Origin of the sequence: Pseudoflavonifractor phocaeensis (assembly GCF_038439875.1) — a bacterium.
Taxonomy (GTDB): Bacteria; Bacillota; Clostridia; order Oscillospirales; family Oscillospiraceae; genus Vermiculatibacterium.
Window position 1 is genome coordinate 480328 of the sequence record NZ_JBCDMT010000003.1, and the last position, 24857, is coordinate 505184.

General features: G+C 65.7%; 22 protein-coding genes and 1 tRNA gene. 16 read left to right on the forward strand and 7 right to left on the reverse strand.

Going from position 1 to position 24857, the window contains the following annotated elements:
• The first annotated feature begins 256 nt into the window (after positions 1 to 256).
• Together AAEU42_RS06950 and AAEU42_RS06955 are read left to right on the forward strand one after the other, a co-directional pair.
• Positions 257 to 772, forward strand: a complete 516-nt coding sequence (locus AAEU42_RS06950; protein WP_342232807.1) for a DUF6512 family protein — start codon at positions 257 to 259, stop codon at positions 770 to 772.
• Between the two features lie 65 nt (positions 773 to 837).
• Positions 838 to 1770 carry a 3-hydroxyacyl-CoA dehydrogenase family protein gene (locus AAEU42_RS06955; protein WP_342232808.1) on the forward strand — a complete coding sequence of 311 codons (933 nt, stop codon included), beginning with the start codon at positions 838 to 840 and terminating at the stop codon, positions 1768 to 1770.
• 104 nt (positions 1771 to 1874) lie between these two features.
• On the opposite strand, the gene AAEU42_RS06960 is transcribed toward AAEU42_RS06955, so the two are convergent.
• Together AAEU42_RS06960 and AAEU42_RS06965 are read right to left on the reverse strand one after the other, a co-directional pair.
• The gene (locus AAEU42_RS06960) at positions 1875 to 2561 is read right to left on the reverse strand and encodes a Bax inhibitor-1/YccA family protein (RefSeq protein WP_342232809.1); all 687 of its coding nucleotides are present in this window, start codon (positions 2559 to 2561) and stop codon (positions 1875 to 1877) included.
• Positions 2562 to 2660: 99 nt separating this feature from the next.
• Positions 2661 to 5105: a cation-translocating P-type ATPase gene (locus AAEU42_RS06965; RefSeq protein WP_342232810.1), complete on the reverse strand. Its 2445-nt coding sequence runs from the start codon at positions 5103 to 5105 to the stop codon at positions 2661 to 2663.
• Between the two features lie 65 nt (positions 5106 to 5170).
• On the opposite strand from AAEU42_RS06965, the gene AAEU42_RS06970 reads away from it, so the two are divergent.
• Positions 5171 to 5443, forward strand: a complete 273-nt coding sequence (locus tag AAEU42_RS06970) for a hypothetical protein (RefSeq protein ID WP_342232811.1) — start codon at positions 5171 to 5173, stop codon at positions 5441 to 5443.
• Between the two features lie 3 nt (positions 5444 to 5446).
• Here the strand turns inward: AAEU42_RS06970 and AAEU42_RS06975 are convergent, their stop codons facing one another.
• Together AAEU42_RS06975 and AAEU42_RS06980 are read right to left on the reverse strand one after the other, a co-directional pair.
• Positions 5447 to 6391 carry an ROK family protein gene (locus tag AAEU42_RS06975; protein ID WP_342232812.1) on the reverse strand — a complete coding sequence of 315 codons (945 nt, stop codon included), beginning with the start codon at positions 6389 to 6391 and terminating at the stop codon, positions 5447 to 5449.
• A gap of 164 nt (positions 6392 to 6555) precedes the next feature.
• Positions 6556 to 7047, reverse strand: a complete 492-nt coding sequence (locus AAEU42_RS06980; RefSeq protein ID WP_342232813.1) for a 4'-phosphopantetheinyl transferase family protein — start codon at positions 7045 to 7047, stop codon at positions 6556 to 6558.
• A gap of 263 nt (positions 7048 to 7310) precedes the next feature.
• On the opposite strand from AAEU42_RS06980, the gene AAEU42_RS06985 reads away from it, so the two are divergent.
• The 5 genes from AAEU42_RS06985 to AAEU42_RS07005 all read left to right on the forward strand — a co-directional run bounded on the left by AAEU42_RS06985 (position 7311) and on the right by AAEU42_RS07005 (position 12905).
• On the forward strand, positions 7311 to 7523 hold the full coding sequence (locus AAEU42_RS06985) for a zinc ribbon domain-containing protein (protein ID WP_342232814.1): 213 nt from the start codon (positions 7311 to 7313) through the stop codon (positions 7521 to 7523).
• 86 nt (positions 7524 to 7609) lie between these two features.
• Positions 7610 to 8848, forward strand: coding sequence for a phospholipase D family protein (locus AAEU42_RS06990; protein ID WP_342232815.1), 1239 nt, complete (start codon positions 7610 to 7612; stop codon positions 8846 to 8848).
• 193 nt (positions 8849 to 9041) lie between these two features.
• A complete protein-coding gene (locus AAEU42_RS06995) occupies positions 9042 to 9746 on the forward strand; it encodes a response regulator transcription factor (RefSeq protein ID WP_342232816.1) in 705 nt (234 codons plus the stop codon).
• Entirely contained in the window at positions 9743 to 11767 is a 2025-nt protein-coding gene (locus AAEU42_RS07000; RefSeq protein WP_342232817.1) for a sensor histidine kinase, read from the forward strand. The genes AAEU42_RS06995 and AAEU42_RS07000 overlap by 4 nt, the downstream gene beginning before the upstream one ends.
• 235 nt (positions 11768 to 12002) lie before the next feature.
• A complete protein-coding gene (locus AAEU42_RS07005) occupies positions 12003 to 12905 on the forward strand; it encodes an NAD(P)/FAD-dependent oxidoreductase (protein ID WP_342232818.1) in 903 nt (300 codons plus the stop codon).
• 39 nt (positions 12906 to 12944) lie between these two features.
• Here the strand turns inward: AAEU42_RS07005 and AAEU42_RS07010 are convergent, their stop codons facing one another.
• A complete protein-coding gene (locus AAEU42_RS07010) occupies positions 12945 to 13817 on the reverse strand; it encodes a DegV family protein (RefSeq protein ID WP_342232819.1) in 873 nt (290 codons plus the stop codon).
• 112 nt (positions 13818 to 13929) lie between these two features.
• Here AAEU42_RS07010 and AAEU42_RS07015 point away from each other — a divergent pair, with 112 nt between their 5' ends.
• From AAEU42_RS07015 to AAEU42_RS07025, 3 genes are all read left to right on the forward strand, one after another.
• Positions 13930 to 14520: a TetR/AcrR family transcriptional regulator gene (locus AAEU42_RS07015; protein WP_342232820.1), complete on the forward strand. Its 591-nt coding sequence runs from the start codon at positions 13930 to 13932 to the stop codon at positions 14518 to 14520.
• A gap of 59 nt (positions 14521 to 14579) precedes the next feature.
• Positions 14580 to 15773 carry a nucleoside recognition domain-containing protein gene (locus tag AAEU42_RS07020; RefSeq protein WP_342232821.1) on the forward strand — a complete coding sequence of 398 codons (1194 nt, stop codon included), beginning with the start codon at positions 14580 to 14582 and terminating at the stop codon, positions 15771 to 15773.
• A gap of 78 nt (positions 15774 to 15851) precedes the next feature.
• The gene (locus AAEU42_RS07025) at positions 15852 to 16064 is read left to right on the forward strand and encodes a hypothetical protein (protein WP_342232822.1); all 213 of its coding nucleotides are present in this window, start codon (positions 15852 to 15854) and stop codon (positions 16062 to 16064) included.
• A gap of 55 nt (positions 16065 to 16119) precedes the next feature.
• Here the strand turns inward: AAEU42_RS07025 and AAEU42_RS07030 are convergent, their stop codons facing one another.
• Positions 16120 to 17562, reverse strand: a complete 1443-nt coding sequence (locus AAEU42_RS07030; RefSeq protein WP_342232823.1) for a 4Fe-4S dicluster domain-containing protein — start codon at positions 17560 to 17562, stop codon at positions 16120 to 16122.
• Between the two features lie 287 nt (positions 17563 to 17849).
• Here AAEU42_RS07030 and selA point away from each other — a divergent pair, with 287 nt between their 5' ends.
• From selA to AAEU42_RS07050, 4 genes are all read left to right on the forward strand, one after another.
• The gene (gene selA, locus AAEU42_RS07035) at positions 17850 to 19220 is read left to right on the forward strand and encodes an L-seryl-tRNA(Sec) selenium transferase (RefSeq protein ID WP_342232824.1); all 1371 of its coding nucleotides are present in this window, start codon (positions 17850 to 17852) and stop codon (positions 19218 to 19220) included.
• Positions 19217 to 21076 (forward strand): selenocysteine-specific translation elongation factor, encoded by a 1860-nt coding sequence (gene selB / locus AAEU42_RS07040; protein ID WP_342232825.1) that lies wholly within the window; start codon positions 19217 to 19219, stop codon positions 21074 to 21076. The genes selA and selB overlap by 4 nt, the downstream gene beginning before the upstream one ends.
• 147 nt (positions 21077 to 21223) lie before the next feature.
• Positions 21224 to 21318 (forward strand) — tRNA-Sec (locus tag AAEU42_RS07045).
• A gap of 118 nt (positions 21319 to 21436) precedes the next feature.
• Complete coding sequence (locus AAEU42_RS07050; RefSeq protein WP_342232826.1) at positions 21437 to 22516, forward strand: DUF4397 domain-containing protein; 1080 nt, start codon at positions 21437 to 21439, stop codon at positions 22514 to 22516.
• A gap of 36 nt (positions 22517 to 22552) precedes the next feature.
• On the opposite strand, the gene selD is transcribed toward AAEU42_RS07050, so the two are convergent.
• Entirely contained in the window at positions 22553 to 23599 is a 1047-nt protein-coding gene (gene selD, locus AAEU42_RS07055) for a selenide, water dikinase SelD (RefSeq protein ID WP_425288200.1), read from the reverse strand.
• Between the two features lie 132 nt (positions 23600 to 23731).
• Here selD and AAEU42_RS07060 point away from each other — a divergent pair, with 132 nt between their 5' ends.
• Complete coding sequence (locus tag AAEU42_RS07060) at positions 23732 to 24808, forward strand: hypothetical protein (RefSeq protein WP_342232827.1); 1077 nt, start codon at positions 23732 to 23734, stop codon at positions 24806 to 24808.
• Positions 24809 to 24857 lie beyond the last annotated feature (49 nt).

The window sequence follows — 24857 nt, forward strand, 5'->3', positions numbered from 1 at the left end:
CTGCCGCAAAACTGCCGCCGGTATTTTGGGACCCGGTTTTAATATGAGCCGATGGGGGAACGGGCACACTGGAAATGAACAGCGGCTTTGGCTTGGTGGTTTTTGCCGGGCGCGGGGCGGCAGGGCGGACGGATTCTATCCCGGCAAATGGGGCCAGTTATCCATTTTTTAACATCGCTGAAAGAGGGCGGAACCTCCCCGCATATTTTTTCTCCCTTGTCCATAGATTATACGGAAAAAAAGGGAGGCGGCGACCATGAAAAATTGTTCGAAAAAAATCTGGCTGGCCTTCGCGGCCACCACGGTGGCCGGGGCCTGCCTCCATTTCCTGTACGACCTGCGCCCCGCCCTCCTCACCGCCCTTTTGAGCCCGGTGAACGAGAGCCTGTGGGAGCATTTGAAGATCCTGTACTGGCCCTGCCTGATTGCCGGGGCCCTCTTGGCCCGGGGCCGCCGGGAGGAGTTGGCCCCCCGGATGGCCGCCCTGCTCCTCTCCTGCGCCGCCATGCTGGCCGTGGGCTGGGCCTATCACGTCCTGCTGCGGGGGGAATCCCTGTTTTTTGACATCGCCCTCTACGTGGTGCTGGCGGCGGTGTGCTTTTTTCTCCCCTGTTATGGAAATACGCCCCTGGGCTCCGGCCGCTTTTTCCCGCTGGCCCTTTTGACGGCCCTGCTGGGCGCCGCGCTGATCGTCTTTACCTTTTTCCCGCCGGACAACATCCTCTTTTTTGACCTCTCCGGCGTCTGGAGCTGGGTCACCCTCCCCTGCTGAGCTTGACTTTACCCTTCCCCTCCTGTATGCTTTTCATAAATGAAAAGCATACAGGAGGGACAAGGATGGAAAAGATCGGCGTTTACGGAAGCGGCGTCATCGGCGCCTGCGAGGCCACCCTGTGCATCGGCAACGGCTTCGAGACCGTGGTGGTGGGGCACTCCGCCCCCGGGCTGGAGCGGTGCCGGGCGGCCATCGGGAAAAACTGGGACGATCTCATCGCCCAAGGCCTGGCCACCCAGCGGAACAAAGAGGCCGCCATGGAGCTCCTCACCCTGACGGACGACCCGGCGGCCCTGGCCGGGCGCACCTTTATTTTTGAGGCGGTGGCCGAGGATCTGACGGTGAAGCAGTCGGTCTACGCCGCCGTGGAGGCCGTGTGCGGGGCGGACACCATTCTCGCCTCCTGCACCTCCTCCCTCACCGCCGCCGCCCTGGCGGCGCTGGTGGAGCGGCCGGAGCGGCTGGTCATCGCCCACCCCTTCCAGCCCGCCCATATGCTCCCCCTGGTGGAGCTGGTGCCCAGCGAGCGGACCGAACCGGCGGTCCTGGACCGGGCTAAGACCCTGCTGGAGGGCCGCCTGGACCGGCAGGTGGTGCTGCTGCGGCGGGACGTGCCCGGCCTGCTGGTGAACCGGCTGGCCCAGGCCATGTTCCGGGAGTCCCTCTACCTTATCGAGCAGGGGGTGGCCACGGCGGAGGACATCGACAAGGCGGTGAAATGGGCGGTGGGCAAGCGGTACGCCTCCATCGGCCTGCTGGAGTACTTCGACGAGGTGGGCTTCCAGCTGGAGCGAGACATCGCCGCCAACGTCTACCCCTCCCTGTGTGACACCAAGGACATCCAGGGCATCGTGACGGCCGGGCTGGAGAGCGGAAAGACCGGCGTGGCCGCCGGGCAGGGGCTCTACGACTGGTCGAAAAAGGACGTGGCGGAATTCCGTATGCGTAAGCAGGCCCCCTATTTCACCGATCTGAACTGGAACCTTCCCGAATAGGAAAAACGGCCGTGGGGGCCGGTTTTCCTCCGGAGGCTTGGGGGGCCGTGAAAGCAAAAAGAGAGTCCGCGCCGTTGGGCGCGGGCTCTCTTTTGTTTGACCGCTCAGTTCTTCCGCTTGCCGAAGATGCGCAGCACGTAGAGGAACATGTTCACAAAGTCCAGATAGAGCTGCAAAGCGGAGTAGATGGAGGCCTTTTTCAGCATCACCGGGTCGCCGCTGTACGCCTGGTAGAAGGCCTTGATCTTCTGGGTGTCATAGGCGGTATAGGCCAGGAAGAGGATGAGGCCCACGGTGCAGATCACCTGATCCATGACCTGCAGGCCGGGAATGAACATCATCAGCAGGTTCATCACGATGAGGAAGATGAGCCCGCCCAGCAGGACGGTGCGGATCCGGGACAGGTCGATGTGGGTGACGTAGCCGAACACCGCCATGCCGCCGAAATAGAGGGAGGTGGCGGCAAAGACCAGAATGAGGCTGGGGATCTCAAAAATCAGGAAGTAGGCGGAAAAGACGATGCCGTTGAGGATGGAGTAGAGGAAAAAGAACACGGTGGCCGTCCCGGTGGAGATCTTGTGGAGGAAGGCCGTCATGCCCAGCACCACCGCCAGCTCGGCCACCAGCAGCACCACGTGGAACATGGGGATATAAAAGACGTAGATGATCGCTCCGGTGGCGTAGCCGAAGAAGGCCACGCCGAAGGTCACCAGCAGACCCAGGAACATGGTCAGAAAGGTCTTGGCGGTGTATCTGCCGATGCTCTCCCCCGTCACGCCCTGCTCCTGCATTTTTTCCTGCGCATAAAAGTTTTCTTCCATTCAGAACACCTCTCTTTGTTTCATCATACGCACATTGTAACATTTCAGTCCGCTGTCTGCAAGAAAATTTCAGCTTTTCTTCCTTTTTTTGATACCGGTTTTGTTCCAAACCGACCACACCAGGCGGCCCAGCCGGCGGAAACACCACAGGATGGCCCGCATCACCGGATAGGACAGGGCCAGGAACACCGCCAGCACCAGCCCCTCCTGGAGGCCCAGGGGGCTGAGGGAGAAGAAATCCTGAAGGAAGAGCACGCAAAAGACCATGGCCGCCGCCACGCCGCCCCAGAGGGCCCGGCGCTTGCCGTCGAAGGGCTTGCAGACCTGGAAAAGGATGAGCAGGCCGATGAAGGCCATACACAGGGCGGCCAGGGTGGAGAGGGACTGGGTGGAAAAGTGGAAGGCAAAGGCGAAGGCCTGGATGCCCAGGATGATGATGAGATCGGTAAGGCCGCCGGGAAAGGCCTCCCGCAGGACGTTGACCATGAATTTCCCGCTGACCCGGCTCTTGTTGGGCTCCAGGGCCAGGACGAAGGAGGGGAAGCCGATGGTGAGGGCGCTGACCAGAGAGAGCTGGATGGGCACCAGGGGATAGGGCATGTCCACCAAAATGGTCAGGAGGGACAGGCAGAAGGAGAAGATGTTCTTCACCAGGAACAGGGAGGCAGAGCGCTGGATATTGTTGATGACCCGCCGCCCCTCAGCCACCACCTGGGGCAGACAGGCGAAATTGGACTCCAGCAGCACCAGCTGGGCGGCGTGGCAGGCCGCGTCGCTCCCCGAGGCCATGGCGATGCCGCAGTCGGCGTCTTTGAGGGCCAGCACGTCGTTGACGCCGTCGCCGGTCATGGCCACGGTGTGGCCCTGCTTCTGGAGGGCCTTCACCAGCTTGCGCTTCTGGCCGGGGGTCACCCGGCCGAAGACGGTGTACTCCTCCGCCGCCTTAAAGATGGCCTCGTCGGTCTGGAGGGTGGCGGCGTCCACCCACTTCTCGGCGTTCTCCACCCCCGCCTTCCGAGCCACCTCGGCCACGGTGAGGGGGTTGTCCCCGGAGATGACCTTCACCGCCACCCCCTGCTGGGCGAAGTAGGCAAAGGTCTCGGGGGCTTCGGGGCGGATGCGGTTGGAGATGAGGGCCAGGGCCATGGGGCGCACCCGGCGGCCGTCCAGAGGACCTTTGCCGTCGGGGACGCCGTCGTACTCGGCCAGGAGGAGGACCCGGTAGCCCTTGGCGGAGTATGGCTCCACCATCTCCTTCAAGTCCTCGTAGCGCTCTCCCATCACGAATTCCGGGGCTCCGGCCACGAAGGCCCCCTGGCCGGGAAAGACGGCGGCGGAATACTTGTTGGCGGAGGTGAAGGGGACCGTGGCGGAGGGCTTCCATCCCACCTTCTTTTGGAAGCGCTCGGCCATGGCCCGCCCCGTGTCGTTGTCCGCCCCCAAGGCCTGGTAGAGGGCGCTCACCGCCTCCTCCACCCGCTCCATGGGATAGCGCTCCTCGTCCAGGGGCACCACCTCCCGCACGGTCATCTTCTGCTCGGTGATGGTGCCGGTCTTGTCCACGCAGAGGACGTCCACCCGGGCCAGGGTCTCGATGCAGTTCATGTCCTGGGCCAGGGTCTTTTTCTGGGCCAGGCGGATCATGCTCACCGCCAGGGCCACGCTGGTGAGGAGGTAGAGCCCCTCGGGGATCATGCCGATGAGGGCGGCCACCGTGGCGGTGACCGCCTGCTTCAGCCCCAGTTCCAGCACGAAATACTGCTTCCAGAAGAGGATGGCCCCCATGGGGACCAGAGCCACGCCGATGACCCGGATGAGCTTGTCCAGGGAGGCCATCATCTCCGACCGGCCCGCGTTCACGTCCTTCTTGGCCTCCAGGGTCAGCCGGGCGGCGTAGGAGTCCGCCCCCACCTGGGTGAGCTGGGCCCGGCAGGAGCCGGAGACCACGAAGGAGCCGGAGCGCAGCTTGCCCCCCGGACCCTTCTCCAGGGGGTCGGCCTCGCCGGTGATCATGGCCTCGTTGACCTGGACCACGCCGGAGCGGACCACGGCGTCGGCGGTGATCTGGTCCCCGGCGGAAAAGACGGCGATGTCGTCCCGGACCATGTGGTCGGTGGGTACGCTCATCTCCGCCCCCTCCCGCACCACGGTGCCCCGGGGGGCGGCCAGCAGCTTCAGCTTGTCGATGGTCCGCTTGGAGCGGATCTCCTGGAAGATGCCGATGGCGGTGTTGGCCACGGCGATGAAGATGAAGGTGGCGTCCTTATAGGACCCCACCGCCAGCAGGGCCACGGCCAGCACCAGAAAGATGAGGTTGAAAAAGGTGAATACATTCTCCTTCACGATCTCTTTTTCCGTCTTGGTGGGGCTCTCCACCGCCACGTTGGACCAGCCGCCCTTCTGGCGGAGGGTCACCTGCTCCCGGCTCAGGCCCGACTCCGGGGCCGGGTCCTCCACCGGGATGGCCGCCCGCTGGACGGGGATCTTCGATTGCGGCGCTTTTCTTTCTTTCATTGCGGCAAATCATCCTTCTATCATGCCTCGTCCCCCGCATACATAGGGATAAGGAGGCGGTGGCTTTGAAACTGGAACCAAACAAAGGCGAACTGATGACCCGGCTGGCGGTGTGCGTGGTGATCGCCATCGCGGTGGTATACGCCGCGGAAAAACTCTGTGCCGGGAAGGGATACCCCCTGTGGGAAAAATACGGCCCCTGGCTCATGGACAACAAGGTCCAGGCCATCGCCGTGGCCGCGGCGGTGCTCTACGGCGCCTCTCTGGCCTTCTTCCCCGAGGGGGGGCAGCCTTTTGCCCCGCCGCCGGAGGAGGAGGACGGCTTTTCCCCCTGCTGAGCCTCAGCGGTACACCGGGACCAGGGCCGCGCCGATGATGCCGGCGTCATTGCCCAGCCGGGCCGGGCACAGCCGGGTCCGGCGCGCCCCGTCCCGGGTGAATTCCTCCCGGTCCAGGATGGCCCGGATGGGGGCGAGCAGGGCCTCCCCCTGCTTGGAGACGCCGCCCCCCACGCACAGCACCTCGGGCTGGAAGAGATTCACCAGGTTGACGATGCCGCAGGCCAGGTCCCCCACGTAGTCCTCCACCACGGCCCGGGCCGCGGGGTCCCCCGTCCGGGCGGCGTCGAAGGCGGTCTTGCCGTCTACCGCCTCCGGGGTGGGGGCGAAGGTCCACAGGGCGCTGTCCGGGTGGGCGGCCATGGCGGCCCGGGTAGAGGAAATGAGGCCGGTGGCCGAGGCGTAGGCCTCCCAGCAGCCCAGGCGGCCGCAGGTACAGGGGCGCCCGCCCCGGTGGATGACCATGTGCCCGGCCTCCATTCCGGCGTAATTGAAGCCGGTATAGAGCTTTCCGTCCAGCACCGCCCCGGCCCCCACGCCGGTGCCCAGAGTCACCGCCACCAGGGAGCGGGCTTCCTTCCCCGCCCCCGCCACGAACTCTCCCAGGGCGGCGGCGTTGGCGTCGTTTTCCAGCACGGCGGGCAGACCCAGCAGATCGGACACCATGCCGGCCAGGGGCACGTGGTCCAGGCCCAGGTTGAAGGCGTGCTCCACGATGCCCCCGGCGGGGTCGATGGAGCCGGGGGAGGCCAATCCCACAGACTGGGCCCCGGCGGGGTCCACCCCGGCGCGGCGGGCCGCCTCTTGGGCGGCGTGGGCCACAGCCTCCGCCACCGCCTGGGCTCCCTTGGGCGTGGGGTGGCTGAACTGGCCCAGCAGACGGCCGCCGCCGTCCACGATGCCGGCGGCCACGTTGGTGCCGCCCAGGTCGATTCCGATGTAATACATAGTGTTCCCTCCGTTGAAAGCGGCCGGACGGCCTGAAAAGATAACAGCGTTATTATAATCCAAATCCGCCCGCCTGAACAGTCAGGGGGCGGATTTTTAATGGTTTCGCAATAATTGGATGGATTTTGTACCGGGAGGGCGGCGGAGAAGTCCCTTTCCCGCGGTCACTCCAGCGCCTCGCACACCGCCCCCCGCCAGCCCTCCCCGGCCAGGGCGGTGAACCGGAAGCCGTCCCGCTCCTCTGTCCCCCCGGGGTCCAGCAGGGGCACGGCGATCTCCCGGGCCGGACGGCGCAGGCCCTCACCGGTGCATTTCACCCGGGCCTCCTTCATGGTCCACAGGGTGTAGAAGTCCTCCCAGCGCGCCCCACGGGCGCGGAACCACTCCAGTTCCCCGTCGCTGAACACGTACCGGGGCAGGCCCTCCCGCCTGGGGCGGAGGCGCTCCACGTCCCCCCCCACCGGCCGGTCCGACAAAACGCACAGGGACAGCGGCCCGGAGTGGCTGAGGCTGAAGCACCGCTCCGGCCGGCCGGGGAACCAGGGCTTCCCCCCCGGCAGGCGGGCCGGTTCCGGCAGGGGGTCCAGCCCCCAGACCTCCTCCGCCAGCCGGGCCAAAAGGGCGTGGGCATCCCCCATCTCCACCGTCCAGACCATGCCCCCACCCCCTTCTTTAGGGTGCATCTGAAAACCGGCGAAATGCCCAGTGGCGGGTCTTTTCCCGCTCGGACATCGCCATTTTTCCTTGAAATCCGTCAGGATTCCCGCGGCAAAATGGCTCGCCGAGCGAAAAAATCCCTCGCTCCTGCCCATTCCGCCAATTCTCAGATACACCCTGAAAAGATTTTAGCATTTGTTCCCTTCCCAAGGCAAGGGTTTTGCGTTAAAATACGATTATTGAAATAAAAGGAGGCTTTTCCATGGAGCAGCAGCAGTACGTCTGTCCCAAGTGCGGGTGCACCACCTATGAACACGACCAGTTCCAGGCCACCGGCGGCAACTTCGCCAAGGTCTTCGACGTGCAGAACAAGAAATTCCTCACCATCTCCTGCACCCGCTGCGGGTATACCGAGCTCTACAAACAGCAGGGCAGCGACGGCTGGGACATCCTGGATTTCCTCATCGGACACTGAGCAGGAATCGGCCAAAGGGTTGCTTGAGCAGAAAAGTCTGAACAAAAAAATGGATATGGACGCGGCAGACGTCAGGAGGCGGCCCTGTGATTGAATTGTTGACGACCAATCATTTGGAGACGATTTTAGACCTCTTTGAAGAGTCCCAAGCGGAAATCAAAATAATCAGTCCTTTCTTAACGGTATCCATGGCAGAGCTCTTATGCGCGGCTGCGGCCAGGCGGCACATTTCCTGTACCTTCATCACTCGTTTATATTTGGAGGATTTGATTGCAAAAGCAAACAGCCTGGACGCTTTGGAACTGATGCTGCATAATGGCATCACCGTTTACGCCGTCCAGAAGCTGCACACAAAGCTGTATCTCTTCGATGGCAGGAATGCCATCCTGGGCTCCGCGAACTTCACCAGCGGCGGGTTTAAAAGCAACGTGGAATTGTCGCTGCTGCTTTCTGACGAGGCACAGGTTTTGGAAGAGCTTGGGGCGTATTTTGACAATATGGCGCGGGAGCTGAGCTCCTCCGAGGGCGGAATCGTTACACCCGGAATGCTCAAAGACGCGAGGGAAAAGTACGCGGCGCTCTACCAATCAAAAAAGAATGAGGGGAAGAGCACGGTTCGCAGCATTCAAATGTATGGTGCCTCCCTGGATAAGCGCAAAAAGGAATTGACCGTTGATGAAAAACTGAAGGAATTGGACGCCTGTCAGGCGGACCATGACCTGGTATGCGAATTGTTTCAGGAAATGGAGCACACGGAACAAATCCGGTATCCATACACCATCTGGCTGAAATTTGTCGGGGAGGGCGACGACCGATTTCTTCCCGATGAGACGTATACCTTGACCTCCTTCCCGTTAAACGGCAATACGGCCTATCTCTCCAATTATCCTTTCAGGGCCGGGTCCGTCAAGGAAAATGATGAAATTTACATCGCCGCTTTGACCTCCGACCGGCGCGGTAAAAAACAGCCAGTCATTATAGGCAGAGGGCATCTGGCGGAATTTTCCTCCGAGCACTATGCCACGGAGCCCATGCTTCAAAAATATGATTGGATGGATCGGTTTCCTTGGTTCTGCATCATAAAAGATTGTGAAGTGCTCGATACCGCTGTAAAAAACGGTGTCCCTATGGATGTGGTTTGGGACGCTCTGGGCTCCGACACCTATGTGGCTTCCTTCGGCAGGCAGGAGGATATTCCAGCAGTTGCCAGAAAGCACTATCAAAAGGCGCATATCAGGTTGTCGGGAAACGCAAAACAATTTATAGATCAGAAGTTTGACTTGCTGAAAGCGCAGTATGGTACAGTCGAATATCTCTCCAAGTAAGGAAGAGGCGATACGCCCGTCGGCGTATCGCCTCTTTTTTGACGGCGGCAAACCGGTCCGTACCGCAAGATTCCTTTTACAGAAGAGAAATCCGCCCTTTTTTGTGTTATACTCTATTTTAAATGGTTCTTAAAACTTTCCCCCCTTTCGTTTTAAAATATTCTCCCTATACTGGGGAGCATGAGGTGATCGCATGTATAACATCCTGATCTGCGACGACGACAAGGACATCGTCTCCGCCCTGGACATCTATCTCACGGCCGAGGGCTACCAGACCTTTTCCGCCTACGACGGCCGGCAGGCCTTGAAAGTGGTGGAGGAGCAGGACATCCATCTCATCCTCATGGATGTGATGATGCCCAACCTGGACGGCATCCGGGCCACCGCCAAGCTGCGGGAGAAGTGCAACGTGCCCATCATCCTCCTCACCGCCAAGAGCGAGGACGCCGACAAGGTGCTGGGGCTGAACATCGGGGCGGACGACTACGTCACCAAGCCCTTCAATCCCATGGAGGTGATGGCCCGGGTGAAGAGCCAGCTGCGGCGGTACACCACCCTGGGCGGCCGGGGCGGCGCCCTCCCCGAGGAGGAGGCCAACCTCCTGAAGAACGGCGGCATCGCCCTGGACGACGCCGCCAAGACCGTCACGGTGGACGGGGAGCAGGTGAACCTCACCCCCCTGGAGTTCAACATCCTGCGCCTCCTCCTCCAGCGCCCCGGCCAGGTCTTTTCCACCGCCCAGATCTATGAGCAGGTGTGGAACGACCCGGCTTACGGCTCGGAAAACACCGTGGCCGTGCACATCCGCCACCTGCGGGAAAAAATTGAGATTGACCCCGCCAACCCCCGCTACATCAAGGTGGTGTGGGGCCTGGGGTATAAAATGGAGAAATCATGATGAAACACGATCTGCGTTCCAACGCCTGGGTGAAAGCCCTCGCCATCCTCATCACCATCTCGCTGGGCGTGGCCTCCTTCTTCGGCTGGGTCTACTGCGGCGTCCACTGGGACACCCTGTTCGACATTGGGGACTACACCTCCTCCGCCGCCTACGGCCAGGCCATGAACGACAGGTATTCCCAGCTCATGGCCCTACTGGACTACGAAAAAAAATTGACCTACGGCGGCACCTTGACCTACACGGAGCAGAGGGACTACGCGTACTGGGAAGAAGTCCTGAGCCCCTCTTCCACCAACTTCCGCTACATCGTTCGGGACAACGCCACCGGCGAGATCCTGTTCAGCTCCAAGGGAGAGGACAGCCTGGCGGGCGTGAGCGACGTGAGGACCTCCGTGCGAAACTGGTCTCCCTCCTACTACAGCACGGACTATGACGACGACACGGGGATGTACACCTACTATGACGACATCGGCCGCGAGTACACCACCCCCTACCCGCCCGACAGCGGCAATTCGGAGGACCGCTTGGAGCTGGCCATCGAGTACGGCGTGGACAGCACCCTGCCGGTACAGGACGCCTTCACCGAGGCCCGGGACTCCTTTACCAAGGGGGACATGGATTACCTCTACCTCACCTGCATCTCCACCCTGTCCTTCCTCGCCTTCTCGGTGTTCCTCCTGTGCTGCGCCGGGCGGCGGAAGGGATACGGCACCTTCGTCCGCAACTGGCAGGACAAGATCCCCTACGATCTCTATCTCTGCCTGTCCATTACCGCCATCGCCGGCTGTACGGCCATCGCCATCCAGGGCCTTGAGAGCGTCATTTTCTACTATGGGGGCGAACCCTACGCCGACGCCCTCTACGGGGTGTCCGGGACTGCCCTGGCCGCCGGGTTCGGCCTCTACGCCGCCCTCCTCATGACCACCGCCACCCGGTGCAAGACCCACACGCTTCTCCGCAACACCCTCATTTGGCGCCTCTGCGCCTGGATCGGCCGGGGCTGCGGCTATATCGGGAGCTGGTGGCGGGCCACCTTCGGGAATTGGGACGTCACCAAGCGGGCCGTCATCCTCTTCGCCCTCTATCTGCTGGGCACCCTTATCACCACGGCCACCATCATCCTCATCCCCTTCTACCAGGGCTTCGTGCTGTGGCTGCTGTGCCGGTGGGTCAAGGAGTGGAAGAACATCCGCACGGGCACCCAGGCCATCGTGGGCGGCGCCCCCGACACCGTCATCGACGTCTCCGGCATGCGGCGCTTCCCCGACCTGCTGGAGCACGCCGGGCAACTCAACGACCTGGGCTCCGCCATCAACTCTGCGGTGGAGGAGCGGATGAAGTCGGAGCGGATGAAGGCCGAGCTCATCACCAACGTCTCCCACGACCTGAAGACCCCCCTCACCTCCATCATCAACTACGTGGACCTGCTGAAGAAGGAGGACATCCAGGACGAGAAGGCCAAGGAGTATATCGAGGTGCTGGACCGGAAGAGCCAGCGGCTGAAAAAGCTGACGGAGGACCTGGTGGAGGCCTCCAAGGCCTCCACGGGGGCCCTGACGGTGAGCCCCGAGCGGCTGGGGGTGACCCAGCTGGTGACCCAGGCCCTTGGGGAGTACGCCGAGAAGTTCGCCGACGCCGGGCTCACCCCCGTGGTGAGCCTCACCGAGGAGGAGGTCTACGTCAGCGCCGACGGCCGCCACTTCTGGCGCATCCTGGACAATCTCATGGGCAACTGCGTCAAGTACGCCATGCCCGGCACCCGGGTCTATCTGGACCTGGTATCCTGGGACGGCTACGTGACCCTCTCCCTGAAAAACATCTCCGCCAGCCAGCTGAACGTCCCCGCCGAGCAGCTCATGGAGCGCTTCGTCCGGGGGGACGAGAGCCGCACCACCGAGGGCTCCGGCCTGGGCCTCTCCATCGCCCGGAGCCTCACCGAGCTCCAGGGCGGGCTGTTCCGGCTGGACGTGGACGGGGACCTCTTCAAGGCCGTGGTCAGCTTCCCCGAGATCAAATAGCGCCTCTTAGCCTTCCCCCTGAGGGACACCCCAGGGTGGCCTCGCCCCCAGGGGCCCCTCTCGCCGCCTTTGGCGTCTCACCTTGTCTTGCCCCTCCGGGGCAATTCACCTCCAGGCGCCCCGAAGGGGTGGATGAGGGGAACCTCATTCTTCCCAAAACGCCCGTCTAAAGGAAATCCCCCCGTATAAAACATCCCCTCCTCCGGCAAACTGCCCGGTAGGAGGGGATGTTTTTATGGTTTATGACGTCATTATCATCGGTGCGGGCCCGGCGGGGCTTACCGCCGCCGTCTACGCCCGGCGGGCGGGGCTGTCCACGCTGATCCTGGAGGGCACCCTCATCGGCGGCCAGGCCGCCGTGACGGCGGACATTGAGAACTGGCCGGGGAGCCTGCGGATGGCGGGGGCCGACTTCGCCCAGGCCCTGTGGAAGCAGGCCGAGACCCTGGGGGCCGGGCTCCTGTTCAGCCGGGCCGAGGCCCTGTCGGTCCAGGAGGGCGGCTTTCAAATCAAGGCGGCCAACGGGCTCCTGGAGGCCCGCACCGTCATCCTGGCCCCCGGGGCCAAACGGCGGAAGCTGGGCGTGCCCGGGGAGGAGAGCCTCGCGGGCAAGGGCGTCAGCTGGTGCGCCGTCTGCGACGGGGCCTTTTTTCAGGGGAAGGACGTGGCCGTGGTGGGGGGCGGCAGCACCGCCCTGGAGGACGCCCTCTTCCTGGCCCGGCTGTGCCCCCGGGTGTGGCTGGTCCACCGGAGGGAGGCCTTCCGGGGAGAGGCCCGGCTCATCCGGCAGGTGGAGAAGACGGGCAGCATCCAGCGCCGCATGAACAGCACCGTCCGGGCCATCCTGGGGGACCACCAGGTCCAAGGCCTGCGGATCGACGGCCCCGAGGGGGAGCTGGACCTGCCCGTCCAGGGGGTCTTTGTGGCCGTGGGGCTGGAGCCGGACAACCTGCCCTTCTCGCCCCCCGTGGAGCTGGACCAGTGGGGTTATATCAAGGCGGGGGAGGATTGCCGCACCAACGTCCCTGGCCTGTTTGCCGCCGGGGACTGCCGCACCCGGGACCTGCGGCAGCTGGTCACCGCCGCCGCCGACGGGGCCATGGCCGCCAAGCAGGCCGAGGAGTGGCTGAACCATTGAAAAAACGGGGGCCTCTCCATAGGAGAGGCCCCCGTTTTTTTATACTGTCTCGTCCAAGAGCTGGATGCCCGCCCCCAGAACGCCCTTGCCGATGTAGACGCTGAGGGTGGCGTCCAGCTGGGAGTCCCAGATGTGCCGGCAGCCGGGCAGGGCGGCCAGAAGGCCGGCCTTCAGCTCCTCCATCTCCTCCGCCGCGCCGCCGTTGGCCACCGCCAGGTTGAACTGCTTGTGGTCCCCCAGATGGGCCTTCACCAGCTCGATGAGCTTGCCCTGGACCTGCCTGCGGCCCCGGACCTTGGCGATGGACTGGAGCTGTCCGTCGGAGGCGAAGGTGATGAGGGGCTTGATGCTCAGCAGGGTCCCCGCCAGGGCGGTGACCTTCCCGATGCGCCCGCCCTTCTGGAGGTATTCCAGGGTGTCCACCGAGAAGTAGGGGAAGGTGTTTTTCAGCAGATAGGGCACCCGCCGGCCGATCAGGGCGTCCCAGCCCATGCCCGCCTGGATGTCCTCCCACAGCTGGAGGACCACGATGCCGATGCCCAGGGACCCGCTGAGGGTATCGAAGGCCACCGCCTCCAGGTCCCTGCGGGCCATGCACTGGAGCCGCACCATATTGTAGGTCCCGGAGAGGCCGGAGGACAGGGGCAGGGCGATGACCCGCTCGTAGCCGTCGGCCTTGATCCGGTCCAGGGTCTCGGCCACCCGCAGCATGTCGGGCAGGGAGGTGCGGGGCAGCTGGCCCATCTCCAGACGGCGGTACACCTCCTCGGCGGAGATGTCCTCCCCATCGCTGAACTCCCCGTCGGTGCAGGAGATGCGCAGAGGCACCGTGTAGATGGGCTTATCCTGCCGGTGCCGCTCCAAAAGGTCGGCGCAGGAATCCACCAGGAAGGCGATCTTTTCAGGATTCAAAGCAATATTCCTCCATCGGTTGACAGCCCGCCGCCGTCACCGTATAATTGGGATAACAGTGTTATGTGAGTATTATAAGGGTTTCTAAAACTTCTGTCAAGGAGGGCACGGCATGGATTATCAGGCACGCAGGCAGGCCCGGGCCCAGGAAACCCGCCGGGCCATCCTGGACTCGGCGGTCCGCCTCACCCGGGAGCGGGGCTTCGACAAGGTGACCATCCGGGACGTCTGTTCCGCCGCCGGGGTGACCACCGGGGCCTTTTACCACCACTTCTCCTGCAAGGAGGATCTTTTGAACCAGGGCTTTTCCTCCCTGGACGCCTACATGGAGGAGGCCCTGGCCCCCTATCTGGACCGCCCCCCCATGGAGCGGCTGGAGGCCCTGCTGCGGCTCTACGCCCAGTACATGGAGGACCAGGGGTGGGAGACGGTGGCCCTCTACTACGGCCGACGGCTGGCCGACCCCGCCGCCGCCTCCATGTCCCCCCAGCGCTTCACCCTCCGGGCCATGCTGGACTGCCTCACCGCCCTGGACCGGGAGGGGGTCCTCTCCCCCTCCTTCACGCCGGAGTGGACGGCGGAGTTTTTCTTCCGCCACTTCCGGGGGGTGGTGGTGGACTGGGTCCTCCACCGGGGCTCCTATCCATTATGGCCCAAACTGGCCCAGGATTATCAGCTTTTTGAGGGGGCATTCCAGGCATAGCCCTCTCCTCCGCCGCATAGGGTTTAGGGTATATCTGAGCTTTGGCGGAGGTGATGGGAATGGGACGGCTGCTGTCCAGGGAGGGGTTTCGGGAGATCTGCGCGGGGGTGGCCCTTCTGTGCTGCGCCCTGGCCCTCATCTGCTGGCCCAAGGAGATCAGCGCCGCCGTCCGCAGCGGCCTGGGGCTTTGCTACAACGTGATCATCCCCTCCCTCTTCCCCTTCTTTATCCTCTCCTCCCTGGTCATCTCCCTGGGGCTGGCGGGTTATTTGGGGCGGCTCCTGGAGCCCGTCATGCGCCCCCTTTTCCACGTCAGCGGCTCCTGCGCCGCCGCCCTGGCCCTGGGGTTCATCGGGGGCTATCCCGTGGGGGCCCGGTCGGCCCTCACCCTCTATGAGAGCGGCCAGTGCACCAAGACCGAGGCCGAGCGGCTGCTGGCCTTCTGCAACAATTCCGGCCCCGCCTTCATCCTGGGGGTAGTGGGGGCGGGCATCTTCGCCGACAGCCGGGTGGGCATCCTCCTGTGCGTCACCCACGCCGCCGCCTCGGTCTGCGTGGGCCTTCTCTTCCGATTCTACCACTGGCGGGACCGGGACAGCCGGGAGCCCCGGCCCAGTCCCCCCATCGCCGCCCAGCGCTTCACCTCCGCCTTCACTGGGGCCGTAAAGGACTCCCTCGCCTCGGTGCTCAACATCTGCGCCTTCGTGGTGTGCTTCACCGTCATCATCCAGCTTTGCTTCCGCTCCGGCATCCTCCCCGCCCTGGCGGAGCTGCTGGGGCGGCTCCTGGCCCCCCTGGGCTTCACCCAGGCCTGGGCCGAGCGGCTCCTCACCGGAGCGCTGGAGCTCTCCTCCGGGGTCTCCACCCTCAGCGGGGACGGCTCTCTGGCGGGCAAGCTGTCCATGGCGGCCTTCATGCTGGGCTGGGCCGGGGTGTCGGTCCACTGCCAGGTCCTCTCCTTCCTGGGCTCCAGCGGGCTGAATATCCGCACCTACATCGGCGGCAAGCTGCTCCACGGGGTCCTCTCCGCCGGTCTCACCGCCCTGCTGTTCCGCCTTTTCCCCCTGGAGGAGCCGGTGTCGGCCTACCTGGTTCAGCAGGTGGCGGGGATCGCAGGGACGGATTTTTACACCGCCCTTACCATCTCCACCGCGGCGGCCTGGGTGGTTTTTCTTCTGTTTTTCCTGGCGGCGGCCATGGGCCTCAAAAAGGGTCGAAAAACCTGTGGTAAAGGCCGTCGGAACATGATATAATAATTATAATTACGGCAGTTATGCCAAATTTCACAGCGGTCAAAATTGACGAGAGAACCCCGCCGAGGAGGAGAGCCCATGCTGTTCCAGAAGAAGATCGAGCCCCGCTGCACCTACTGCGCCAAGGGCGCCCCTCTGACGGACGGACAGATCCTCTGCGCCCGGAGGGGCGTGGTGGCCGCCGGCGGGAGCTGTTCCGGCTTTCGCTACGATCCCCTGAAGCGGACCCCGCCCAAGCCGGCCACCCTGGACACCAGCCGGTTGAAGGACGAAGATTTCCGTTTGGATTGACGGCAAATCAAAAAAATCGGGCCGGGAGCGTTTGCTCCCGGCCCGTTCCTTTTTGTTATTGCTTCGCTGCCTCCAGCCCGTCGGCCTCCAGGGCACCCAGGATGGTGCGGTCCTGGGCCTCCTTGGCGTGCTTTTGCACGTCCACCTGGTTGCGGGGGCTGCGGATGAGGATGCCCGCCCCCTGGACGCAGCCGCCCTCGCAGGCCATGCCCTCGATGAAGTTCACGTCGCCGATGCCCTTGGCCATCTTCATCAGCTCGGCCTTACAGGCGGCGATACCGCTGCAGGAAACGGCGTTGAGCTTGAACTGCTCCTCGGTGACCTCGTGCTCCTTCAACCCCTCGGCCACGGCGGCGGCCACGCCGCCGGAGTGGGCGAAGGAGCGGCCGAAGCCGCTGGCCTCGTCCAGAGGGGTCTCCTCCAGGCTCTCGATGTCGATACCCTTGGACTCGAAGAGGGGGTAGAGCTCCTCAAAGGTGATGGCGCAGTCGATGGTGCCCATGGTCTTGCCCAGCTGGAACTCCCGCTTCTTGGCCACGCAGGGGCCCACAAAGACCACCCGGGCCCGGGGGTCCTTCTCCTTGATGCGCTTGCCGATCATCACCATGGGAGAGGGGGTGTGGGAGATCAGGGGGGCCAGGTCGGGGAAGTTCTTCTCCACGTAGTCCACGAAGGCGGGGCAGCAGGAGGAGAGGAGCTTGCCCTTCTCCACCAGCTCCTCGCTCTCGGCCTTGGCGGTCATATCGGCACCCAGGGCCACCTCGGCCACGTCGTAGAAGCCCAGCATCTTCAATCCCGTGACCACCTGGCCCAGCTTGGCGGGGGCGAACTGCCCGGCGATGGAGGGGGCCAGCACGGCGTAGACCCGGAAGTCCCACCGGGCGGCGCCCCGGAGCATCTGGATCACGTCCACGATGTAAGATTTGTCCATGATGGCGCCGAAGGGGCACTGGTAGACACAGCTGCCGCAGGCGATGCACTTATTGACGTCGATGGCCGCCTTCTTGTCCTCGCCCATGGTGATGGCGCCGGGGGCACAGCCCCGCTCGCAGGGGCGCTGGTGCTTTTCAATGGCGCCGTAGGGGCAGGCGGAGACGCACTTGCCGCAGGTGATGCACTTGGAGTGGTCAATGACGGCCTTGTGGTTGATGATGGTGATGGCGTCCTTGGGGCAGGAGTGCATGCACCGGGTGGCGATACAGCCCCGGCAGGCGGGGCCCACTTCGATCTGGGTCACGGGGCACTCGTCGCAGGCCACCTCCATGACCTCCACCATGGCCGGGTTGGAGCTGTCCCCCCCGATGGCCATTTTGATGCGGTTGGAGACCACCGCCCGCTCTTTATAGATACAGCAGCGCATCTTGGCCTCGGGGCCGGGCACGATCTGCTCGGGCACGTCCAGGACGCCGGTGGCCAGGCGGTCCTCCCAGGCCAACTCGGCCACAGCCTTGAGCACCTGATCCTTCAGCTCTTGTACCGATGTCTCAAATTCACGCATAAAATGTTCTCCTTTTTGAGAGGATCTTGTCGTCTTTTTCACAATGCAATTCATTTTACTCTCTCCCGCGGCGGACTGTCAACGACAATATTTTCTACTTCGAAGGGCCGCTTTTGTGAAGGTTGACCAAGTCCCCGCGGGCGGGGCTTGCCCTCCGCCGCCCCTCCGGGGTATAATAGCCGTAAGAGATTTGCGGGAGCCGGTCTCACGCCGGTACCACGGCGGCCCGTACCGCCCGCGGCATCCCAAAACACCTTTCCCGACGGAATACGAAGGAGGCGCTCGACATGGACCCTTCCCAGCTTCGGAACCTGCCCAAGATGGACGCCCTGCTGGCCCTGCCCGCCCTGGCGGACTCCGGCCTGCCCCACGCCGTCCTGCTCCAGGCCGCCCGGGCCGAGCTGGAGGCCCTGCGGGCCGGGGAGGGGCCCCTGCCGGACCCGGACGCCCTCTCCGCCGCCGTCCTGCGCCGGGCCCTCCGCGCCATGACCCCCGGCCTGGGCCGGGTGGTGAACGCCACCGGGGTGGTGCTCCACACCAACCTGGGCCGGGCCCCCCTGGCTAACGCCGCCCTGGAGGCCATGGCCGGGGCCGGGGGGTACTGCGCCCTGGAATACGACCTTGACACCGGCCGCCGGGGGGACCGGGGCGGCCGGATCGAGGCCCTCCTCCGGGACCTGACCGGGGCCGAGGGGGCCCTGGTGGTGGGCAACAACGCCGCCGCCGTCCTCCTGGCCCTCACCGCCCTGGCCCAGGGCAAGGGGGTGGCCCTGTCCCGGGGGGAGCTGGTGGAGATCGGCGGCAGCTTCCGCATGCCCGACATCATGGCCCAGAGCGGGGCGGAGCTGGTGGAGGTGGGCACCACCAACCGCACCCGGCAGGCCGACTACCGGGCCGCCGTGGAGGCCGGGAAGGTTCAATACCTGCTCAAGGTCCACACCTCCAATTACAAGCTGGTGGGCTACACCCAGGAGACCTCCCTCTCCGAGCTGGTGGGGCTGGGCCGGGCCTACGGGCTGAGCGTCCTTTACGACCTGGGCGGCGGGCTTCTCCTGCCCCCCAGGCTCCTGGGGCTCTCCGAGGGCACCCCCTCGGTGGCCGAGGCCGTCCGGGCGGGGGCCGACCTGGTGTGCTTTTCCGGGGACAAGCTGCTGGGTGGGCCCCAGGCCGGCATCCTGGTGGGGCGGAAGTGGGCCGTGGACCTCCTCAAGGCCCACCCCATGGTCCGGGCCCTCCGGCCGGGAAAGGAGACCCTGGCCGCCCTGGAGGCCACCCTTCAGCTCTACCAGGACCCGGCCCAGGCCAGACGGGACATCCCCACCCTGGCCATGCTCTCCGCCCCCCTGGAGGAATTGGAGGGCCGGGCCAAAGCCCTGGCCCAAGCCCTGGAGCCGGTCTGCGGGGCCGGGTGCGCCCTGGCGGTGGAGCCCGGCGAGAGCGAGGCCGGGGGCGGAGCCCTGCCCGGCGTCAGCCTGCCCACCGCCCTGGTGACCCTGGCCCCCGCCGCCCTCACCCCGGAGAAGCTGGAGGCCGCCCTCCGGGCCGGGCCCACGCCGGTGGTGGGGCTTCTCCGCCGGGGAAAGGTGGCCCTGGACGTGCGCACCCTGCGCCCCGGAGACGAGGAGGCCGTCTGCCGGGCGGTGGCGGCGGCCCTGTGAGGGCCCTCACCTTCGCCGTGGCCGGACACGTGGACCACGGCAAGACCGCCCTGACCCGCGCCCTCACCGGGGTGGACACCGACGCCCTGGCCGAGGAAAAGCGCCGGGGCCTCACCATCGAGCCGGGCTTTGCCCCCCTCCGGCTGGAGGGGGCTCTCATCAGCCTGGTGGATGGCCCCGGACACGAAAAATTCATCCACAACCTGCTCTCCGCCAGCGGGGGGGTGGACGCCCTCCTCCTGGCGGTGGACGGCCGGGAGGGACCCATGCCCCAGACCTGGGAACATCTGGAGCTGCTCACCCTGCTGGGGGTGGAGCGGGGCGCAGCGGCCCTCACCAAGGCCGACCTCCTCTCCCCGGCGGAGCGGGAGGCGCGGCGGGACGCCCTGGCCCTGGCCCTCCGAGGCACCATTCTGGAGGGGGCTCCCATCCTGCCCGTCTCCGCCCGGACGGGGGAGGGGCTGGGGGAGCTGAAAGCCGCCCTGTCGGCTCTGGCCGCCGCCTGTCCTCCCCGGGAGGAGGGGCGGCCCTTCCGCCTGCCGGTGGACCGGGCCTTTTCCGTGGACGGCTTCGGGGCCGTCATCACCGGCACCATCTGGGACGGGAGGGTTCAAACGGGGGACACCCTTCAGCTTTTCCCCGGTGACACCCTGGTCCGGGTCCGGGGGCTCCAGCGCCACGGAGAGGCGAAAGACGCCCTCTCCGCCGGGAGCCGGGCCGCCCTCAACCTGGCGGGGGTGGAGGCGGGGGCGCTGTCCCGGGGCATGACCGCCGCCGCCCCCGGCTCCCTTCTCCTAACCGACCAGCTGGATGCCTTCGTCACGGTGTGGGAAAAAAGTCCCCTCCCCCTCTCCTCTGGGACCCCCCTTCGGTTTTACCATGGCTCCGGCTGGGTGACGGGGCGGGCCTTCCCCCTGGGGGGGCAGGCTTTGGCCCCCGGCGGGGCCGGCTTCGTCCAGCTCCGGCTGGATGCTCCCGCCGCCCTCCGGCCCCTGGACCGGTTCGTCCTGCGCGCCCTCTCCCCCGCCGCCACCCTGGGAGGCGGGAGGGTGCTTGATCCCCTGGCCCCCAGGCACAGGCGGCGGGAGGCCGTCCTGCCCGGCCTGGAGGCGATCCGGGCCCAGGGCCGCCCCGCTCTGGCCCGCCTGCTTCTCCGGCGGGCGGGGGCCCCCCTGTCCACCGGCACTTTGGCCCGGCAGCTGGGCCTGTCGGAGGGGGAGGCGGCGGAGCTGCTGGCGGGGCTGGACGACGCCCTGCCCCTGGGGGGAGAATGGATCAGCCGGGAGGCCCTCTCCCTGTTTCGCCAAAAAGCGGAGAAGGGGCTGTGGGAATACCACGCCGCCCACCCCCTCTCCCCCGGCATGGGCCGGGAGGAGCTGCGCGCCCTCCTCCCCGACGCCGCGGCGGAGGCCCTGGCCCAGGAAGGATCCATCCGGCTGGAGGGTCCCACGGCGTCCCTGCCCGGCTTTGTCCCCGCCTGGCCCCCCCAGCTCCTTCCCGTGCGGGACGCCCTGCTGGCGCGCTATGAGGCCTTCGGTCTGGCCCCGCCGGAAAATGCCCGTGTGGAGGCCCTCTTCGGCCGGGACGCCGCCCTGGCCCGGCAGGCGGGCCGCAGGCTGGAGGAGGAGGGGCTCCTCATCCCCTACGCCCACCGGCGGCGCATGGGAAAATCCTCTTATGACAGGGCCCTGGCCATTTTGCGAAGGCTCTTCTCCCAGTGCGAACGGGTCACCCTGGCCCAGTTCCGGGACGCCGCCGGAGTAAACCGGGACGCCGCCCTCCTGCTGCTGGAATACTGGGATGGGCTGGGCCTCACCCGCCGGTTGGGGGACGGCCGGGTCCTGCTAGAGCATTAAAAAAATGCCGCCCCCCTCTCAGGAGAGGAGGGCAGATGCTTTGTGAGAGATCCAAGGCCCCGAAAGCCCGCGCCAGGGAGGGCTTTCGGGGTACGGTGCAAAGATTTTTCCCGCATGGCCGTGCCGGGAAAATGCCGGCATTGATATGGAAGCGGAGCGGTCCTGGTGGGCCGCGCGGTCTTCAAAACCGTTGGGGGCGGCAGACCCGCCCCGGTGGGTTCGATTCCCATCCGCTTTCGCCAGAAAGGGCCGGGAGGGTGATCCCTCCCGGCCCCTTTTTTCCTTTCCCGCATAGGATGGTGTGACCCCCTGCCTTGGTTGGGGGCACACCATCCTTCTCCAATGAAAGGAGTTTTCAACATGGAAACCAACTTCAGCGCCCCTCTCGGCCGGGTGGCCGGACGGGACGTGCCCGTTGCTCCCCTGCCCATGCCCGGTGAGGGCGGGGCCGTCGACAGCGGCGCCACCCCCGTCGTCCCCCTGCCCGACGTGGGCGAGGGCGGCCCTGTGGGCGGCGGCCAGACCCCCGGCGGCATGCTCCCCGATTTCGGCGAGGGCGGCCCCGTGGGCGGCGGCAGCCAGACCCCCGGCGGCATGCTCCCCGACTTCGGTGAGGGCGGCCCCGTGGGCGGCGGCAGCCAGACTCCCGGCGGCATGCTCCCCGATTTCGGCGAGGGCGGGCCCGTGGCCGACGGCAGCCAGACCCCCGGCAACATGCTCCCCGACTTCGGCGAGGGCGGCCCCGTGGCCAACCCCAGCCCCAGCCCCTCCTTTGCCTACGTCCGCTTCCTCAACGCGGTCACCGACGGCGTCCCCCTGCGGGTCAGCCTGGGCAACCGGCTGCTGGCCACCAATCTGGCCCCCGGCAGCCTCACCGGCTACTACACCGTCTCCGCCGGGTTCCGCAATCTGGTTCTGGCCGACGCCCGCTTCCCCTGGACTGTCCTCTTCCGCTCCGCCGTGCCCTTCTCCAACCGGGAGATCGTCACCCTGGCGGTGGTCCGCTCCGGGGCCGGGGTGGATCTGGTGCGGGTGGACGACCGGCCCTGCTTCAGCCGGGGCACCAACCGGGCCTGCGTGCGGACGGCGAACCTGATGTACAACAGCCCCGGGCTGGACGTGATCCTCACCGACGGCCGGGTGGTCTTCAGCGACGTGCGCTTCAAGGAGGTCACCACCTTCCGCAGGGCCAGGGCCGGGCAGTACGACATGTACATCGCCCAGACCCCCTACGTCCTCCCCCTGGACTATACCGACATCGAGACGGTGGAGGATATGCCCGTGGTGATCCCCGACTACTTCCTCCCCGGCTACGGGGCGGTGGAGCCGCTGGCCTCCTTCTTCCTGGACGCCCGGCCGGGCGCCATGGTGACCATCTACCTCATGGGCAACTGGAACCGCTCCCACAACGTGCGGGTGCGTGTGGTTCAAAACTTCTAAACCGGCAAAAAGAGGAGGGCTTACGCCCTCCTCTTTTTATGACTGGATCACGACGGATGTTTCCCCTTTCGCCGCCATTCGACCGATGACCGCAGCGGTGAGCCCCCGGTCCCGGAGGCGGCGGATCAGCTCCTCCGCCCCCCCTTCCGGCAGCGCCACCAGCAGCCCGCCGGAGGTCTGGGGATCGAAGAGGAGGTCCGCCCTTTCCCGGGAAATACCGCCGGCAAGGGCCACCTCGTCCCCGGTGTCCGCCCGGTTGCGGTGGCACCCGGCGGGGAGCAGCCCCTCCCGGGCCAAGTCCAGCGCCCCCGGCAGCAGGGGGACCTCCCCCGACCACAGCTGGGCGGTCAGGCCGCTCCCACGGGCCATTTCCAGGGTGTGCCCTACCAGGCCGAAGCCGGTGATGTCGGTGCAGGCGTTGGGCCGGAGGGGCATCATGGCCTCCCAGGCCCAACGGTTGAGCAGCGCCATGGTCTCCACCAGTTCTCCGGCGGCGGCCTCACTCAACAGCTCCGCCTTGGCGGCGGTGGTGAGGACCCCCGTGCCCAGGGGCTTGGTGAGGACCAGCAGGTCCCCCTCCCGGGCCGTGCTGTTGCGCAGGACGGCCTCCACCGGGGCGAAGCCGGTGACGCACAGGCCGTACTTGGGCTCGTCATCCTGGATGGAGTGGCCCCCCGCCAGCACGGCTCCGGCCTCGGCCACCTTGTCCGCCCCTCCGGCCAGAATGGCCCGGACGGCCTCGGCGGGGAGGCAGGCGGGCACCGCCAGCAGGTTCATGGCAAGCCGGGGCGCGCCCCCCATGGCCCACACATCGGACAGGGCGTTGGCGGCGGCCACCCGGCCGAAATCGTAGGGGGCGTCCACCACGGGAGGGAAGAAATCCACCGTCTGGATGAGGGCCTGGCCCCCGTCAAGGGCGTACACGGCGGCGTCGTCACTGCCGCTGTGGCCTACCAGCAGACGGTCATCGGACCCCGCGGGCAGGTCTTTGAGCAAGTTTTCCAGGGCACCCGGCCCCAGCTTGGCCCCTCACCCACCGGCCGAGGTCATCTGGGTCAGTTTCACCCGTTCCAGCGCCGACATGGCCGCCACCTCCCTTCCCTTCAGCTGACCCTATTGTATCCTTTTTTGGCGGCTTTCGCAACGGCTGGCACCCCTTTTCTCCGCCGGGCATACTCTGAATTGGGTCAACTTTCTGAACGGAGGGTCATTTTTATGGAACCAAAGGTCTCATTTTTCCTGGGAGCCAACACGCCCTCGGGTTTTTATTCCCTGTACGATCAACTCATCGACCCCGACGAAGCCCGCCGGGTCTACCTGCTCAAGGGCGGGCCGGGCTGCGGCAAGTCCTCCCTCATGCGCCGGGTTGCGGCGGCCCTGGAGGAGGCGGGGGAGGCGGCGGAATACATACAGTGCTCGGGGGACCCGGGCTCCCTGGACGCCGTGGTCTTTCCCCGCCTGGGCGCCGCCATCGTAGACGCTACCGCACCCCACGTCATGGAGCCCAAACTGGCCGGGGTGGTGGACTGCTACGTGGATCTGAGCCGTTTCTACCGCCGGGAGGAGCTCCTTCCCCTGCGGGGGGAGATCGCCAGCGCCACCAGCGGCTACAAGAGCCACTACAAGCGGGCCTACCACTGCCTCACCGCCGCCGCCCAGCTCATGGAGGACAACCGGGCCCTGCTGTCCACCCCCGCCCTGGAGGCCAAGGCCCTGAAGCGGGCCAGGGGCATCCTCTCCCGGGAGGTGAAAAAGACGGGCCGCCAGCCGGGGCGGGCAGTCCAGCGTTTCCTGGGGGCCGTCTCCTGCCAGGGGGTCTCCTGCAATTTTGAGACGGTGGACGCCCTGTGCCGCCGGGTCTACGAGCTGTCCGACAGCTACGGCCTGGCCTCGGGGATGCTCACCGCCCTGGCGGCGGGGTGCATGTCGGCGGGATACGACGTGATCCTCTGCCCCTCCCCCCTGTTCCCGGAGCGGGCGGAGCATCTGCTGGTCCCCGAGCTCTCCCTGGCCTTCGTCACCAGCACCCCCGCCCTGCCCTATCCCCAGCGGCCCTACCGCCGCATCCGGCTGGACGCCATGGCGGACGCCGAGCTCCTGCACAAGTACAAGGCCCGGCTCAAATTCTCCCGGAAGGTCACCGCCGCCCTCATGGAGGAGGGTGTGGACGCCCTGGCCCACGCCAAGGCGGTCCACGATCAGCTGGAGGCCCTCTATAACCCCCACGTGGACTTTGAGGGTGTCTACCAGGAGGCCGGCCGTATCACGGAAGAACTGCTGTCCATGAAGTAGGAACAAAGAAAAGACGCGCCGGGGGAAAATCCTCCGGCGCGTCTTTTTT

Coding starts and splice junctions, on each gene's coding strand:
- AAEU42_RS06985 (WP_342232814.1), top strand. CDS start 7,311: ATGGAGCAGCAGCAGTACGTCTGTCCCAAGTGCGGGTGCACCACCTAT.
- AAEU42_RS07025 (WP_342232822.1), top strand. CDS start 15,852: ATGCTGTTCCAGAAGAAGATCGAGCCCCGCTGCACCTACTGCGCCAAG.
- AAEU42_RS06995 (WP_342232816.1), top strand. CDS start 9,042: ATGTATAACATCCTGATCTGCGACGACGACAAGGACATCGTCTCCGCC.
- AAEU42_RS06960 (WP_342232809.1), bottom strand. CDS start 2,561: ATGCAGGAGCAGGGCGTGACGGGGGAGAGCATCGGCAGATACACCGCC.
- AAEU42_RS06950 (WP_342232807.1), top strand. CDS start 257: ATGAAAAATTGTTCGAAAAAAATCTGGCTGGCCTTCGCGGCCACCACG.
- selA (WP_342232824.1), top strand. CDS start 17,850: ATGGACCCTTCCCAGCTTCGGAACCTGCCCAAGATGGACGCCCTGCTG.
- AAEU42_RS06975 (WP_342232812.1), bottom strand. CDS start 6,391: ATGTATTACATCGGAATCGACCTGGGCGGCACCAACGTGGCCGCCGGC.
- AAEU42_RS06955 (WP_342232808.1), top strand. CDS start 838: ATGGAAAAGATCGGCGTTTACGGAAGCGGCGTCATCGGCGCCTGCGAG.
- AAEU42_RS07050 (WP_342232826.1), top strand. CDS start 21,437: ATGGAAACCAACTTCAGCGCCCCTCTCGGCCGGGTGGCCGGACGGGAC.
- AAEU42_RS07005 (WP_342232818.1), top strand. CDS start 12,003: ATGGTTTATGACGTCATTATCATCGGTGCGGGCCCGGCGGGGCTTACC.
- AAEU42_RS07015 (WP_342232820.1), top strand. CDS start 13,930: ATGGATTATCAGGCACGCAGGCAGGCCCGGGCCCAGGAAACCCGCCGG.
- AAEU42_RS07020 (WP_342232821.1), top strand. CDS start 14,580: ATGGGACGGCTGCTGTCCAGGGAGGGGTTTCGGGAGATCTGCGCGGGG.
- AAEU42_RS06965 (WP_342232810.1), bottom strand. CDS start 5,105: ATGAAAGAAAGAAAAGCGCCGCAATCGAAGATCCCCGTCCAGCGGGCG.
- AAEU42_RS07030 (WP_342232823.1), bottom strand. CDS start 17,562: ATGCGTGAATTTGAGACATCGGTACAAGAGCTGAAGGATCAGGTGCTC.
- AAEU42_RS07000 (WP_342232817.1), top strand. CDS start 9,743: ATGATGAAACACGATCTGCGTTCCAACGCCTGGGTGAAAGCCCTCGCC.
- AAEU42_RS06980 (WP_342232813.1), bottom strand. CDS start 7,047: ATGGTCTGGACGGTGGAGATGGGGGATGCCCACGCCCTTTTGGCCCGG.
- AAEU42_RS07060 (WP_342232827.1), top strand. CDS start 23,732: ATGGAACCAAAGGTCTCATTTTTCCTGGGAGCCAACACGCCCTCGGGT.